Annotated in this window: 14 protein-coding genes and 2 pseudogenes; 8 read left to right on the forward strand and 8 right to left on the reverse strand. The window is 69.8% G+C overall.

What is annotated here, in order from left to right:
* The first annotated feature begins 224 nt into the window (after positions 1 to 224).
* Positions 225 to 1,001 carry an SDR family oxidoreductase gene (locus ACIBH3_RS18545; protein ID WP_396313044.1) on the forward strand — a complete coding sequence of 259 codons (777 nt, stop codon included), beginning with the start codon at positions 225 to 227 and terminating at the stop codon, positions 999 to 1,001.
* Positions 1,002 to 1,074: 73 nt separating this feature from the next.
* Entirely contained in the window at positions 1,075 to 1,218 is a 144-nt protein-coding gene (locus ACIBH3_RS18550; RefSeq protein WP_396313045.1) for a hypothetical protein, read from the forward strand.
* A 399-nt stretch (positions 1,219 to 1,617) separates the two neighbouring features.
* On the opposite strand, the gene ACIBH3_RS18555 is transcribed toward ACIBH3_RS18550, so the two are convergent.
* On the reverse strand, positions 1,618 to 2,022 hold the full coding sequence (locus tag ACIBH3_RS18555; RefSeq protein WP_396313046.1) for a type II toxin-antitoxin system VapC family toxin: 405 nt from the start codon (positions 2,020 to 2,022) through the stop codon (positions 1,618 to 1,620).
* On the reverse strand, positions 2,019 to 2,249 hold the full coding sequence (locus ACIBH3_RS18560; RefSeq protein WP_396313047.1) for a FitA-like ribbon-helix-helix domain-containing protein: 231 nt from the start codon (positions 2,247 to 2,249) through the stop codon (positions 2,019 to 2,021). Before ACIBH3_RS18560 ends, ACIBH3_RS18555 begins: the two co-directional genes overlap by 4 nt.
* 173 nt (positions 2,250 to 2,422) lie before the next feature.
* Here ACIBH3_RS18560 and ACIBH3_RS18565 point away from each other — a divergent pair, with 173 nt between their 5' ends.
* A complete protein-coding gene (locus tag ACIBH3_RS18565) occupies positions 2,423 to 5,638 on the forward strand; it encodes a hypothetical protein (protein ID WP_396313048.1) in 3,216 nt (1,071 codons plus the stop codon).
* A 12-nt stretch (positions 5,639 to 5,650) separates the two neighbouring features.
* Here ACIBH3_RS18565 and ACIBH3_RS18570 read toward each other — a convergent pair.
* Positions 5,651 to 5,899 (reverse strand): annotated as a pseudogene (locus tag ACIBH3_RS18570) (substrate-binding domain-containing protein); the annotation flags it as partial.
* A 1,047-nt stretch (positions 5,900 to 6,946) separates the two neighbouring features.
* Between ACIBH3_RS18570 and ACIBH3_RS18575 the strand changes: the two are divergent.
* Complete coding sequence (locus ACIBH3_RS18575; RefSeq protein WP_396313049.1) at positions 6,947 to 7,915, forward strand: hypothetical protein; 969 nt, start codon at positions 6,947 to 6,949, stop codon at positions 7,913 to 7,915.
* A gap of 1 nt (position 7,916) precedes the next feature.
* On the opposite strand, the gene ACIBH3_RS18580 is transcribed toward ACIBH3_RS18575, so the two are convergent.
* The gene (locus tag ACIBH3_RS18580; RefSeq protein ID WP_396313050.1) at positions 7,917 to 8,114 is read right to left on the reverse strand and encodes a hypothetical protein; all 198 of its coding nucleotides are present in this window, start codon (positions 8,112 to 8,114) and stop codon (positions 7,917 to 7,919) included.
* Between the two features lie 161 nt (positions 8,115 to 8,275).
* Between ACIBH3_RS18580 and ACIBH3_RS18585 the strand changes: the two genes are divergently transcribed.
* Complete coding sequence (locus tag ACIBH3_RS18585; protein WP_396313051.1) at positions 8,276 to 8,536, forward strand: helix-turn-helix domain-containing protein; 261 nt, start codon at positions 8,276 to 8,278, stop codon at positions 8,534 to 8,536.
* Between the two features lie 534 nt (positions 8,537 to 9,070).
* Here the strand turns inward: ACIBH3_RS18585 and ACIBH3_RS18590 are convergent.
* Complete coding sequence (locus ACIBH3_RS18590; protein WP_396313052.1) at positions 9,071 to 9,388, reverse strand: hypothetical protein; 318 nt, start codon at positions 9,386 to 9,388, stop codon at positions 9,071 to 9,073.
* Positions 9,385 to 9,579: a hypothetical protein gene (locus ACIBH3_RS18595; protein ID WP_396313053.1), complete on the reverse strand. Its 195-nt coding sequence runs from the start codon at positions 9,577 to 9,579 to the stop codon at positions 9,385 to 9,387. Before ACIBH3_RS18595 ends, ACIBH3_RS18590 begins: the two co-directional genes overlap by 4 nt.
* A gap of 204 nt (positions 9,580 to 9,783) precedes the next feature.
* Here ACIBH3_RS18595 and ACIBH3_RS18600 point away from each other — a divergent pair, with 204 nt between their 5' ends.
* Positions 9,784 to 11,061 (forward strand): transcriptional regulator, encoded by a 1,278-nt coding sequence (locus ACIBH3_RS18600; protein ID WP_396313054.1) that lies wholly within the window; start codon positions 9,784 to 9,786, stop codon positions 11,059 to 11,061.
* Here ACIBH3_RS18600 and ACIBH3_RS18605 read toward each other — a convergent pair.
* Positions 11,042 to 11,707, reverse strand: a complete 666-nt coding sequence (locus ACIBH3_RS18605) for an HAD family hydrolase (RefSeq protein WP_396313055.1) — start codon at positions 11,705 to 11,707, stop codon at positions 11,042 to 11,044. The genes ACIBH3_RS18600 and ACIBH3_RS18605 overlap by 20 nt on opposite strands.
* Before the next feature lie 57 nt (positions 11,708 to 11,764).
* Here ACIBH3_RS18605 and ACIBH3_RS18610 point away from each other — a divergent pair, with 57 nt between their 5' ends.
* Entirely contained in the window at positions 11,765 to 12,040 is a 276-nt protein-coding gene (locus ACIBH3_RS18610; protein WP_396313056.1) for a hypothetical protein, read from the forward strand.
* Positions 12,041 to 12,307: 267 nt separating this feature from the next.
* On the opposite strand, the gene ACIBH3_RS18615 is transcribed toward ACIBH3_RS18610, so the two are convergent.
* Positions 12,308 to 12,595, reverse strand: coding sequence for a hypothetical protein (locus ACIBH3_RS18615; protein ID WP_396313057.1), 288 nt, complete (start codon positions 12,593 to 12,595; stop codon positions 12,308 to 12,310).
* Positions 12,596 to 13,233: 638 nt separating this feature from the next.
* Here ACIBH3_RS18615 and ACIBH3_RS18620 point away from each other — a divergent pair.
* Positions 13,234 to 13,324 (forward strand): annotated as a pseudogene (locus ACIBH3_RS18620) (IS5/IS1182 family transposase); the annotation flags it as partial.

Below are 13,324 nucleotides of genomic sequence, written 5' to 3' on the forward strand. Positions count from 1 at the left end.
TGATCACCCAATCGTTACCAGGTTGAACGCGAAACGGTCACCTTGACTGCACGCGTCCACCATCGCCCTCTCACGCCCGGCCGGGCCGATCCCGTCCGTCCGTCCTTCCGACCGCCCGTCCGCCCTGTCACACTCGCTCTCCGCGCGGAGTCATAGGAGTAGATCGACCAACCCGGCCGCCACGGCCGGGAGCGACTCTCGGACCGAGCGACTTTGGAGAAGCCATGACGTCACCCATCCTGGTCACCGGCGGCACGGGCACGCTCGGACGCCACGTCGTACCGCTCCTGCGGGAGGCGGGCCGCGACGTACGGGTCCTGAGCCGGCACGCCCGCCCGTCCGGGGACGGCGTCGAGTACGTGACAGCCGACCTGCTCAAGGACGAGGGCATCGAGTCCGCGGTGGACGGGGTCGAGATCGTCCTGCACCTCGCGGGCGGCCCCAAGGGCGACGACGAGGCGACCCGGAACCTGGTGCGGGCCGCCCGGCGGGCCGGGGTGCGGCACCTGGTGTACATCTCGGTGATCGGGGCGGACAAGATCCCGCTGGGCTACTTCCGGTCCAAGCTGGGCGCCGAACAGGCCGTCGCCGGCTCCGGCCTGCCGTGGACCACGCTGCGTGCCGCCCAGTTCCACGACCTGATGCTGACGGTGACGGAGAAGATGGCCAAGCTGCCCGTGATCCCCGCCCCGGGCGGGGTCCGCCTCCAGCCGGTGGACCCACGCGAGGTCGCCGCCCGGCTCGTGGAACTGACGCTCGGAGCCCCCGCCGGCCTGGTACCCGACCTGGCCGGACCGACGGTGTACGGGATGGCCGACCTGGCCCGTGCCTACCTGAAGGCACGTGGCAAGCACCGCCCGATGCTGCCGGTCCGGATGCCCGGCAAGGCCGGCCGCGCCTACCGCGCCGGCGAGAACCTCTCCCTCACCGGCGCCACCACCGGCAAGCGCACCTGGGAGGACTTCCTGACCGAGCGGGTGCCCCAGCACGCCGGCCGGTGACCCGCCGGTCCTGCTACCGTCCGTCAGATCCCCGCACCCGGGCGGGGATCTGCACCCAGGGGGGCAGGGCACCATGCCCGACGGCAACGGCAGACAGCTTCCGGACATCGGCGGCGGCACCACGGACGCGGCGATCCTCTCCACCCCCGCCCCGGAGGACGCGTCCGAGACCGCCGCCGACGAGGAGACCGCGAACAACGTCGACGACGACGTCTGACCGCACCCAGCGGGCGCCCAGGTGTTGAACGGGACGGGAGGATCGCACAGAAAGACTCCGACCTGCGAATCAGCAGGCCAGAGGGGGCCTTCGGCAGTCAGGCGGCGGACGAGTCGGCCTGTACGCCGACTTTGGGCCAACCTTGGCGACGATCATGCCACGACCCGCCTGACCAGGCACTTTGCGCGCGGTGGAGGGCCCGATCCAGCCGCTGGGACTTCTCGGGGACATTCGGCCGAGAGGCTTCGCGTGACGGAGGCGTACGTGCGCCGCAGGACGTGGAACCCTCGTCCATGGCTGGGGCCAGACCCCACTCGGATTCGCTCTGTCCACAGGCCTCGGAAGCCGCAGGATCACCACGGCGGCCGCAGCGAGCTCCAACTGGTACACGGCCTTTCGTCAGTTGCCTGAGGCAAATACCTCGACTTCACACTTCGCCGCGCCGCTGCGCTTGATCCTCGCATCGCCGGTGATCAGCGGCACACCGAGCGCTTCGGCGAGGGCTACGTACTGGGCGTCATAGGCGCTGAGGTTGGCATGTAGCGTCTTCACACGGTCCCAGAAGGGGAGCGTCTCCCGTTTGGTGATCGGGAGGAGCTGGTAAGCGCTGACAGCCTTTTCGGTCTCCCTCTCCGTGAGCTTGCCGCCGCGCCGCATCCCGAGAAGTGCCGACTGGATCTCGTAGTCCAGCAGCGTGGGAGCGTAGACATCACCTGCTTCAGCGACACGTGTGCGGACGAGGTCTCCGCCAGGGTTGTGCGCGGTGAGAACGGTGACGAGGGCCGAGCTGTCGATGACGATCAACGCCCGGTCCTGCCCTCGTCGATCGCCGCGAGAATGTCCGCCGTGCTGACGTCCGCAGTGGCCTCGCGACTCAAGCGCTCCATCATCTCCGCCATGGTGGGCTTCGCGGTCTCCCTCCCGATGAGGTCGAGAAGGTACGCCTGGAGGGACTTGCCGGCCTGGGCAGCCCGGATCTTGAGCGTCTGGATCTGGTCGTCCGGGACATCCCTGATGGTGAGTGCAGTCATGCTGCCAGTCTATCGGCAATGCCTGCAAAGTGCAGACTCCCGATCGGGCGCGGCACGTGTCGCCGCCGAGGCAAGCTCAACGACGAAAACCGGTTGCACGCCACCGGGACGGGCGCCATGATCACGCCCATGATGATCCGAAAGGCTGGCCTCGCGAACTCCCGGTGATCGCGATGGCATACGACATTCCTCAGCAACTCGCCCAGTTCGACCGGCTTCCCCGGCCCGCCCGCCAGGCCGCTCTCGCGCGCCACGCCAGGGCCCTTGCCCCCGACGCGTACGAGGCGCTTCACGCGGCCCTCGACTCGGGCGATACTCAGGCCCGGCACACCGCGCTCTTCCTCGCCGTGGTCCGGCGCGACCTGGTGAGAGTCCGCTCGGCCCTCGATGATCCGTTGCTCCGCGCCCGCGCCCTGGCGGCCGCCGGCCGGCTGCCCGTCCCGGACGAGGTTCTGGCCGATGTCGCCCGCACGGCACCGCGCGCCCACCGGCACGCCCTCTACCGGCTGCTCCGCCGGAGCAGGCGCCACACCCTCGCCGACCGCTTGCTCCCCGAGGTGGACCGGCTTCACGGCGGCCAGGAGGCGGCCCGGCTCCTGCCCGCCTGCACCCCCGCCCTGGTCGACACGTGGCTTCCCCGCCTGCCCGTCCCCGAGGGAGTCCTGCGCTCGCTCGCCCGGACCGCCCCCCGTCCGCTGACGGAGTGCCTGCTGCGCCAGGCCGGGCAACCCGCCGACGCCCAGCTCCCCGTCCGGCAGCGCGATCAGCTGATCGCCGGGGCGACCCGTCGCGACCGCGACGCCGGGCTGACCGTCCTCCACAACCGACCCGGCCTACTCCCTGCCGAGGCCGTCGTCGACCTGCTCGCCGAACCGGCAGCGGTGGTCGCCGCCCTTCGGGAGAACGCGGTCGACCTGCCCGTTCCGGTCGGAGAGCTGCCGGAGCGGATCCGCCGGGCCCTGCGCGCCCTGCCCGCCGAGGACCTGGCCCTCCTCGCCAGGACCTGCCGCCCGAAGGCGTCGCTGGGTCCGTTCGGACAGCCGCGGCCCGAACCCGTGCTCCAGCTGCTCGAACCGTCCGAACGGCACCGCGTGGCCCGCGAACTGCTCGCCGCCCATCCACACGACCGCCCGTACGGTCCGCTGCTGCTCGCCCTCGATCCGCAGGAACGAGCCGTCGTCGTGCGCGACTACCTGGCCGGCCGGAGAAGCCGGGAACAGCGCCTGGCCGCCACAGTCAGGTACCTTCCCCTCGCCGAGGCCGAGGAACGGCTCGCCAGGCTGGCCGGGGACCACAGCCGACACATGCGCTGCTACGGCTGGTCGGCACTGCTCCAGTGCGCCGCGCTCAACGGCGATCCCGCCGAGTACGCCCGCGTGCTACGGCGCAGCGAACGGGCCTGGCACGACCACCCCGAGGTCCGGGAGCTGGCGCTGATCCGAGCGGCCGAGACGCCGGAGGAGTTCCTCGCCGCCGTCCCGGAGGACGTCCTGCGCGACGCAGCCCTGACGGTCCTTCAGGCACGCGACTCGACTGCACGTTGCCTCGACGCCACCGCGCGCTGGCTCGCCCGGACGATCCGTCAGGCAGCCGAGGCCCGCGATCTCGACCGGGTCGCCGAACTGCTGGCCGTCCTCGCCCAGGTGCGGGAACATCCGCGCTGCACCGAGCCAATCGGCCCGCTGGTCAGGCACCTGCCCTTCGCGTGGAAGGTCTGGGCACGCCTGCGGACGGACCCCCGGCTGCGCAGGCCGGAGCGGCTGTTGGGTGCGGCGGAGGTGCTTCCCCGCCTGCAGGTGGTCGATCGCTGGTCGCGGCAGATCCTCAACGGCGAGGACGGCCTGGCAGTTCGCGCCCGTGCGGTCCGTCTGCTGCTGCGGAAGTGGTGGACCCGTGAGCGGCGCTGCGAGGAGGTGATCCTGGCCCACCCGGCCTTCGCCGAGATGGACGAGGTGTGGAGCGTGCTGGTCCGGCGACGGACCGACCTGATCGGTCCCGCCCTGACGGCTCACCTCCAGAGAGCGGTGCCCTGGGTGCCGGCCCTTCCCGAAGACGCCTCCCGCACGGACCGGGCCCTGCACACCGCGCTAGTGGCACCCCTGGCCCACGATGAGGAACGGACGATCACGCTGCGCACGGCCGCTGCCGCAGTGCTCACCGGCCCCTCCGACCTGCTGGAGGTGATCGACCGGGCGCCGCAGCCGGTGGCCGCCGCCGCCCTGCTGCGGCTGGCGGAGGTCGGCGATCCCGCGAAGACCCTGCCCGTGCTTCTCGCCCAGCTCGGCGGCGGGGTACGCGGCCGGGCCGCCGCCCGGGGCCTGCGCCGCGTGCTTGCCCACACGCCGGACGGCGAGGCTGCGGCGCTGCTGCGCGAGACGCTGCTCGCGCCGGACACCCCGGTCGGCGTCGGCAAGGAACTCGCCCGGGCCCTCGCCGACCTCCCGCCCGACGCGGCTGCACGGACGGCCGTCGCCGTCTGGGACCACCCGAGTCTGCACCGCGATGTGCGAGCCACCCTGGGTGAGCTGATGGTGTGTCTGCTCGACCGGCCCGGCGTGGCCGGCCGGCTCAGCGCATGGCTCGGTGAACCCGCCGTGCGGGAGGCGGTACTGGCGGCGCGCACGGAACCGCTACCCGGATTGGCCCAGGCGGCGTGGGAGGACTTCCTGGCAGCGGCAGCGATCCATCCCGATCCGGACGTCGCGGAGGACGCCTTCGACGCGGTGATCCGGCGCGGCCGTACCGGCGAGGCAGCGGCCCGCGCGGCGGCGGCGCAGCTGCTGACCTTCGGTCAGGCGGGACGGGTCTGGCGGAAGGCCGCGATGGTGTTCTCCCTCCGCCCGGAGGAGCTGGTCGTGCAGGACCGATGGCCGGAGGTGGTTTCCCGGCTGGTCGAGCTGGCCACTGGGAGCGGCGACCAACGGGAGCCGGCCCAGCTGCGGCTGGCCGGGCTGGTCGGTGGCAGATTCGACTCCCTGGCGCCGGAGCTGCTGGACGGAATGGTCGAGCCGCTCACCCGAGCCGGCCTGGCAGGTCGGGCAGCCCGCGCGGCGCAGCTGGTCGCGGTCCGCGCCTTGGCGGTCGGCGACCCGGCGCTCCACCTCTGGGACCGCTGCCTCGACTTGGCGGAGGGCCATCCGCTCCGCTTGGCCCGGGTGGCCGAGGACTCCGGCCTCGCCTGGGGCGACCGCCCGCCACCCGAGGCCACCCTGGCGGTGCTCCACCACCTTCGGGCTCGCGCCACGACCGCCGCCGCCACGCTCGCCGTGGGACTCGTCCGCACCATCGGCGGGAAGGAGTCCTGGCCACCACACTGGCGCGAGGAACTGGCCTACTGGCAGCGCCACCCGGACCCGGATGTCACGGAGGCGGCCCTGCTGACTCCCTGAGAGGGCATGCGGTCACTCCGGGACCGGCGCCGGCTGCGGCCGGGCGGCTCCGCAGGAGTCGCGGACGGTGATCGCCGGTCGGAGCAGGACGTGTCGGCGGGAGTGCTCCGGGCGTTCGGGCCGGTCCAGCAGCAACGCGGCCGCCGTCCGACCCAGCAGCTGCTTGGGCGGTGCCACGGCGGTTAGCGGAACCTCGGCGATGTCGGCGATCTCATCGTCATAGGCGACCAGCGCCAGATCATCGGGGACGCGCAGCCCGGACCGTCGCGCGGCGGCCTACTGCCAGGTACCGGTCTCATGACAGACGTCCGTCCAGACAAATGGCGTCGGCCCGGGGCCGCGAGGCGGCCCAGATGCTGGTGCATCGGGCCTGGTCAGCGACAGTCAACCAAGATCATTATCGGGGACTTTTCAGGGACTTTCAGCTCTGTCCGGGGGACTTTCGAGGGATGTTTTGCCGCCTAACACGGCAAGCCCCTGAAAGATCGGAAAGGGCCTCCGACGCAGGTCAGAGGCCCTTCCGGGGGCAAAGCCCCTGGTACGGCGGATGGAGCCGGCCTGTACGCCGGGTTCTGTCTCCCGGGCATCGCTGACAACCAGCGATACAGGACGCGCCCTACTGAACTGGCGAAACAGTCTCCCCAGAGCTGCCCATGTGTCCCCATGAATGCCCGCCACGGAACCCCCCGAGCACTCCCCCGCCCCCCAGATACTCCCCAGGATTCCCCACCGTTCCCCGGAAGCAAGTCGACCCGCACCCCCCGCCCGGGGGGGTACGGGTCGACGGTGGGGGCAGTAGGATGCCCGGCAAGCCTCCCAGCTTCTGGACGAGCACCCCACAGCCCCACAGTTCCCGTCCCGTAGCGCCCGGTGAAAGCGGGCACTACGGGACGGGTGCCTTTGAGCGGCGAGCCGCAGACCTCACCCGCCCCAGACTGAGTCCATCAGAGTGACCTCGGGCGTCGGGGTAGGCGTCGACTGAGGATCGGCCGCCGCGAACCCACCCCAGACCGAGTCAGCCACCGTGGTGCGGTCAGAGTCAGCCGGCAGTGACGTTGCCGCTGTGGCGATCCCAGCCGCCACCACGAGGCTGGCGAGGAGTGCTGCGGCGGTTCGGCGACCGGCCTTACTCGCGGACATGCGCGCCCCTTTCGCTGCGTCAGCAGCTGTCGCGTGAGAGGTGGGTGGTGCGGTGATCTCCGCACGCACCAGTTTTCGCTTTGGTTGCTGGTTGAAGCAAGCGTTCCCGCGCTATCGTCAAAAGGTTGCGCATATGTGCACGCTTTGGATGGGGTAGATCGTGTGAAGTTGGACATATCGGACTCTCGTCCGTTTCTCACACCGGCAGCCAAGCGCCTCTACCTGCGGATTCTGTCCGGCCGCGAGACCGCCCCGCCAGAGAGCCCGGCACTCGATCAGCTGCTTGGCGTGCGACTTGTCGCCCCCGACCCGCACCGCGCCGGCCACTACCAGGCGCAGGATGTCCAGGCGGCCGTTCAGCAGTGGCAGGCGTCCCTCCAGACGATGGCGGGGCAGCTCCTTGCCGAAGCGAGGTCGATCCCCGCGCAGCTCCGCGAGCTCAGCAGCGCCTATCAGGTTGCCCACCCGGGTGGTTCGGGCAGCGGCAGCCTTGAGTACGTCACGGGCTTCGAAGCCATCAACGCGAGGCTGGAACCGCTCGTCACCTCCGTCACGCAGGAACTGCTGACGGCGCAACCCACCGGCCCCCGGCCAGCGCACATCCTGGCCATGTCCTACCAGCGAGACCTCGGAGTGCTGCGGCGCGGGGCCTCCATGCGTACCATCTATCTACCCAGCGTGCGCAAGGACGGCCCGACCGCGAGGTGGGCTCAGACCATGACGGATGAGGGTGCTGAGATCCGCACCAGCTACGAGTTCCAGCGGGCCATCATCATTGATCGGCGCGTCGCAGTGACGTCGGTCCTGACCCCCTGGGAGGGGCCGGGACCTGAGCCGGACCGCGCGCTGTTCTGTTTCGACGAGGGCCTGGTCCGTCTCCTTGTCGCAAGCTTCGAGCGCGACTGGGCGCGATCCGAGCCATGGGACGGTACGGATCCTGGCGTCGAGCTGACGGAGCTGCACCAGGACATCCTGCGGCGCCTGGCTGCCGGTGACGAACAGGACGAGGCTGCGGTTGCGCTGTCCATCTCGCGTCGCACGATCTCGAACCGCCTGGCAGAACTGCGACGGAAGACAGGGTGCCAGACGGTCGCTCAGCTGCTGTACTGGTGGGCGAGGCGTGAGGGCGGCATGTAGGTCACGGCGGACTTGCGGCCCGAAGGGTTGCGACGTAGTCGTGGCCCTGGATGGTCAGGGGCAGGGTGAATGCGCCGTCGCGGCGTATGAAGTCACAGACCCTCCCTCGGGCGCTGATGAAGAAGGCATAGGCCTCGCGTTCGGTCGGGTCCATGGGCAGGGACTCCAGGATGGCCGCGAGGGCGGCGGTGGCTTCCATGAGCGTGTCGTAGGTGGTCGGCTCGGTGATGCCGTCGAGCGTGAGCGTGGTGTACGTGGTCAGGGCATGCTCCGGATCTTGGTCCCCCCGGAGTGTGATGGGAACGGACTCTATCGAAGCATTCTCGCGACTAAGTCCGCTTATGCGTCCAGGGTTTGATCATGGTTTGGTCGGCGCCGAGGGGAGTCGCCGCCCCAGCCCCCGACGACCAGCAGCTCCGTGAGCGCCGGGCCGTCGGCAACCGGTTGCGGGCCCTCCGGCGTCAGCGTGGGCTCAGTCAGGAGCGGCTGGGCGAGCTGGCCCGAATGGACCGCCGCACCGTCGGCCGGTTGGAGCACGGCACTGTGGCGGCCACGATCGACCAGCTCACTGCGGTCGCCGACGCACTCGACACCGAGCTCCGGCGCCTCTTCGACGGCTGACGGCTCGGCCTGTCGGTCGATCCAGGCCTGCGCGCGCGCCTCGTTCGGGAACCAGTACACGTCGGCCAGCCCCGGCTGCTCGACGCGCGCATCCAGCGCCTCGTCCCACACGCCGTACCCGCCGCCGCCCAGCACGTACGGCGTGAGCCGCTCAGTTCCGGCCATGGCGATGCGCCTCCTCGCAGACGTCAGCCTCACCAGGACAGCCCAGGTGGTCGGTGATGGCGTCCAAATAAGCACTGGCCGGCCCGGCGTACGAGCCCGCCCCATACCTGCGACACACACCGCAGTACCCCGTAGTGGGCTCACCGATCACGCCGTCCTCGCCGGCCCCCTCCAGCGCCGGCTCAAGGCGGATCCGGGCAATGACCTGCTGCATCCGCGCAACGAGCCGCAGGCTCGCCAGAGACGACTGTGGACTCGGTCGGCGATTGAGGACGTGGACCCGGGTGGCCATCTGCGCCAGGTCCGCGGCGGCCGCCCGTAGGCCGTACGGCTCGTCGAGACTCCAGCCGGGGCGCCGCCTCGGGGCGGTCACTCCTGCTCGCTATCGGCGGGCGGCTCGGGCTGCGGCGCTGGTGGGGCTGGAGTCGGCTCTGTCCGGGCCCAGGAGGCGGGGGCCGGGACGCGGGAGAAGATTGGGTCGCTGGCCATCTGGTCTCCTGGGATGGTCGCGGGCAGGTGGGGGGCGCGTTCCTCGCGGTGCGCGTTGTCTGTGGTGAGCTCGCCCTCAGGGCTGGCGGCTTCTGCGCGCTGGTTGTCGAGGCGGGCCATCTTGCGCTGGTAGCCCGCCAGGCCCTGCATCGTCGCCCGCCAGGCTTCGCCGCTCCGGTCGACCGGGATCTCGATCATTCCGTCACCGCCGGTGCGTGCTCGGGGCAGGCGACGACGGCCCAGCCGAGCGGGGCCCGGCCGGCGCACGTCTCGATGTGCCGATGCCCGGCCGGGACGAACGGGCCGCCATCCGATCCGCACTCGATGCACGCCTTGCCGTGCAACTGGGCGTCGGTCGGCGACGAGGGCGGGGCGAGCGCGTCGGACATGATGGTTCCCCACGGGCAGTAGTCTGGTGGCCACCAGATGTGGTGACTCGCTCATCTTCGACCCCGCGAGGGACGTCCTGAAGGCCGCACAGAGGACACCTTGCGGACTCTTTGAGGACTCCACCTGCCGTCATATGCCATAGGGGGCCCCTCCAAGGCTGGTCGCCCGTATCTTTGAGAGCCAGTCACCTCTCGGAGGGCACCGTGTCCCGATCCACTGGCAACACCGCGCTGAAGGCGGCGCGCCAGACAGCTGGCCTCTCCTCTCAGCAGGCCTTCGCCGACGCGCTCAGCATCGCCGCCCGGCAACTCGGAATGGGCGAGGTCGTCGTCAGCACCCGCCAGATCCGCCGCTGGGAATCCGACACGCCCCCCTGGCCGCAGGACGACTACCAGCGGCTCCTCACCCACGTCCTCCACCTACCCGTCGAGGACCTCGGATTCCGTGCGCCCTGGGACCGCAATGCCCGGCCGGCACCCATGCCGCCCGCACCGGTCCGTACCGCGTCCGCGCCCACCGCGCTCCGGTCCGCGCTGCCCCGCCCTGCTCAGTCCACGAGCCTCCAGCCCTCCACTGTCGGCAGTGATTTCGCCATAGTGACCGAGGCCCACCGCCGTCTGTACTGGAGCGTCGCCCCGGCCACCCTCGTGCAGGCCGTAGCCGAACACGCCAACCTCGGCACTGCACTTCTCGGCGAGACGTCCGGCGTTGCACGGCGCGTCCTCGCCTCTGCCCTCTCCGAAAGCCTGCTGCTCGCGGGACGCATTCAGTTCTTCGACCTGAGGCAACCCGAACAGGCCGACGCCACCCTCGTCCGCGCCCTCCAAGCCGCAGGCGAAGCAGATGACACCCTCCTCGGCGCCGCCGTTCTTGGACACGCCGCGTTCATCCCCGGCTGGGCGGGCCGCCGCGACGATGCCGTCGAGCGGATGCAGGCCGCGCGTACCTACGCCCGCCGAGGCCCCGCGTCCGCCGAACTTCTTGCCTGGCTGGACGCAGTAGAAGCCGAATGCCTCACCCGATGCGGCGACCAGCGCGGCGCACTCGCCCTACTCAATCGTGCAGAGGACACCCTTGCTGCCGGCAACGAGCACCTCTCCCCGAACTGGCTGACGTGGTTCTCTCCCGTCCGCCTCGCCGCGTTCAAGGGGAACACCGAGCTCCTCGCCGGCCACCTGCCACAGGCACGCACCACCCTGGAGGGTGTCCTCGGCGACCTGGGCGAGATGGACGGCAAGCAGCGCGTCGTTGTCCTCGGCGACCTGGCCGCCGTCGAAGCCGCGTCCGGGAGGCCGGAGGCGGCGTGCACGCTCCTGGAACAGGCGCTCGACCAGCTCGCCGCCACCTGGTACGCCACCGGCATGGATCGCGTGCGGGACGCGCGCCGCGCCCTGGCCACGTGGCAGGACACGGCGGCTGTCCAGCGCGTCGACGACCGGCTGTACAGCTGGTCAGCGACGCTCAGCTCGCTCCAGCGTTGAACTTCTCGATCAGCTCAGGCAGGTCACCGAGGGAGTCGATGCGGAACGTCGCCAGCTCGTCGGCCGCCGGATCGTGCTGCTGAATCCACCCCCACGGGCCGCGCCGAATCAGGGCGGTACGCATGCCCGCCTCAACGGCCGGGCGGATGTCGTTGTCGAGGCGGTCCCCTACATAGAGGATCTCGCCGGGTGCGGCTGGCGTAACCTCGGCGACCCGTTCGAAGAACAGCCGGTCGGGCTTGCTCGCGCCCCAGTCGTCCGACGTGCCGATCAGGTCAACGTCACCCGTGAACAGCTCGCGCAGCAGACCACCCGCCCGAACGGTCTGGTTGCCGGCGATGGCCAGCCACAAGCCGTCTGCGCGAAGCCGAGCGAGAGCGGGGCGCACGTCCGGGTAGAGGTCGTCCTCGCCGAACCACTCGGGCCGGCCAGCTGCGGCCCGCCTCTCCCGCTCCTCGTACAGGTCGAACCCCGGGCGGAACACCTGGAACGTCTCGCGATAGTCCCGGCCCTCAGCGATCACCGCCCCGAACTGCGCGACGAACGTGTGCCTCGGCACCCCCAGCCAGTCAGCCCAAGTCCCGTACTCGCGGGTCTCATCCACCAGACACTCGCCGACATCGAACACCACTGCCCTGATCGTCATGCCCGCAGCCTAGCGAGGCGAGGACGTCCTGTCGGTGGTCGCCCGTACGATCGCGGCATGCCTGACGCTCTCCCCATCCCCGATGACCTGATCGCCCTCCAGCGTGCCCTCGAAGCGGCGCGCGCCGAGCTGTTCGAGTACTCCGCGCAGGTCACCGCCGAGTACCCCGGCCAGGCCCTGCCCGAGGAGCAGGCCGCGCGGCTGAATGCGCTGCGGGAGGGTGAGCGGCAGGCCGGCGCGGCCATGCGGCAACACCCCACCATGCGCGAGGCCCTCGCCGGGCACTGCCACCACCAGACGGACATGGCGCTCAGGGCAGCCGCCGCCGGCTGATCCGCATGTAACCGTTCATGTTTGTTGGCGGTCGATGCGACGCGGCTGTCCTGGTCGCGCGCTAGCTGTTCACAGGGTTGGCGGGGAACTGCCCCCTTGGTTCGTCGGGCCATGAACGACCGCCAACAAAAAGGGCCTGCACGGCCCCACCTTTCCCGCCGCAGTGAAGGTTGAGCAGTCTGAGCGAGACCTGAGCTTGAGCCGCCGGATCCGCAGGATTGCAAGTGGTCAGGACTGAGGCCGCAATATGGCGCCCACAGGATGTAATCACCGAGCGGCGCCGGGAAGATCATTTCTCTGTGAGGAATCAGCCGCACTGCCATCACCGACATTGGGATCTGGTTGGCGAGGTGGCTCCTCTTTGACGGCCGCAACGATTGACGTCTCTGCGAACTCCACTTGGCGCAGCACGCGGGCCACTGTGCCGTCTGCCGATTCAAGCAGCTGGGAGAAGTGTGCGGCCCTCTCTGCGTCCACCTGCGCCCATTGCTTCAGTGCCGCGATATCGCTAGCAAGACTGATCGCCCTCAGACGGAGCACTTGCAGATCTTCCATGGCATCATCGAATCGCCGCTTCAGGCCACTTGAGTCCCTGCCGCGAAACTCATTTAGCATAGCCCCAAAAATCCCGACCCCAGCTACTGTCAGTCCACTAATTAGCTCCGCCCAGGCAACTTCCGCCCCTCTGGGGGATTCCTCGCCGCTAGAGAGAGCGCCCGAAATGAGTACTGGAAACGACAGGGCAGCCAAGATTACGAGCATCTCCTGAATTCGTTCTCTCCACCATCGCCCATGGCGCGTCTGACCCCATTGCGTTGCTTCAGTGCGAGCCAGGAAGAGCCAGCCAATGCCAACTAGCAGATAGGCCGACATGCCGACAATGAACCGAACTTCAGCTGATGAATGATGCAAGCCATAGGCCGCGCCATCGACTATTAATGCAGAGCCTAACAATACCGCTAGACCGAATATCCGCTTCTGTGCGGGCGTCGGCGGCTTGCTGACGGCGTCCCGGAACGTCCTTGTCAATCGGTTCGCAGGCTTGGCAGGCGAGGCCACGTCTCCAGCTCAGCACTGCCAGCACCGGCCCGCGACTTGGACCGCATCACCGCAGGTCAAGACTGGTGCCACTTGTTCTATTCGAACACTAAGGGTTGTCCCGTAAGTGATCTTGCCGTGGGATGATCTCGGCCGTGGCTGGTGTGATCACGGCGTCTGAGCCGTCCTGGATAGCCCCGTTCGCCGGACTGAGCCCGCGCGCCTTCGGCAAGTTGATGAGGCAGC

This window comes from Kitasatospora sp. NPDC050543, from assembly GCF_044457565.1.
Classification (GTDB): domain Bacteria; phylum Actinomycetota; class Actinomycetes; order Streptomycetales; family Streptomycetaceae; genus Kitasatospora.

What these genes read in the sequence shown, in the direction of transcription:
- ACIBH3_RS18545 (WP_396313044.1), top strand. Translation starts at nt 225, where the DNA reads ATGACGTCACCCATCCTGGTCACCGGCGGCACGGGCACGCTCGGACGC.
- ACIBH3_RS18550 (WP_396313045.1), top strand. Translation starts at nt 1,075, where the DNA reads ATGCCCGACGGCAACGGCAGACAGCTTCCGGACATCGGCGGCGGCACC.
- ACIBH3_RS18560 (WP_396313047.1), bottom strand. Translation starts at nt 2,249, where the DNA reads ATGACTGCACTCACCATCAGGGATGTCCCGGACGACCAGATCCAGACG.
- ACIBH3_RS18565 (WP_396313048.1), top strand. Translation starts at nt 2,423, where the DNA reads ATGGCATACGACATTCCTCAGCAACTCGCCCAGTTCGACCGGCTTCCC.
- ACIBH3_RS18580 (WP_396313050.1), bottom strand. Translation starts at nt 8,114, where the DNA reads ATGGAAGCCACCGCCGCCCTCGCGGCCATCCTGGAGTCCCTGCCCATG.
- ACIBH3_RS18585 (WP_396313051.1), top strand. Translation starts at nt 8,276, where the DNA reads ATGGTTTGGTCGGCGCCGAGGGGAGTCGCCGCCCCAGCCCCCGACGAC.
- ACIBH3_RS18590 (WP_396313052.1), bottom strand. Translation starts at nt 9,388, where the DNA reads ATGATCGAGATCCCGGTCGACCGGAGCGGCGAAGCCTGGCGGGCGACG.
- ACIBH3_RS18595 (WP_396313053.1), bottom strand. Translation starts at nt 9,579, where the DNA reads ATGTCCGACGCGCTCGCCCCGCCCTCGTCGCCGACCGACGCCCAGTTG.
- ACIBH3_RS18605 (WP_396313055.1), bottom strand. Translation starts at nt 11,707, where the DNA reads ATGACGATCAGGGCAGTGGTGTTCGATGTCGGCGAGTGTCTGGTGGAT.
- ACIBH3_RS18610 (WP_396313056.1), top strand. Translation starts at nt 11,765, where the DNA reads ATGCCTGACGCTCTCCCCATCCCCGATGACCTGATCGCCCTCCAGCGT.
- ACIBH3_RS18615 (WP_396313057.1), bottom strand. Translation starts at nt 12,595, where the DNA reads ATGGAAGATCTGCAAGTGCTCCGTCTGAGGGCGATCAGTCTTGCTAGC.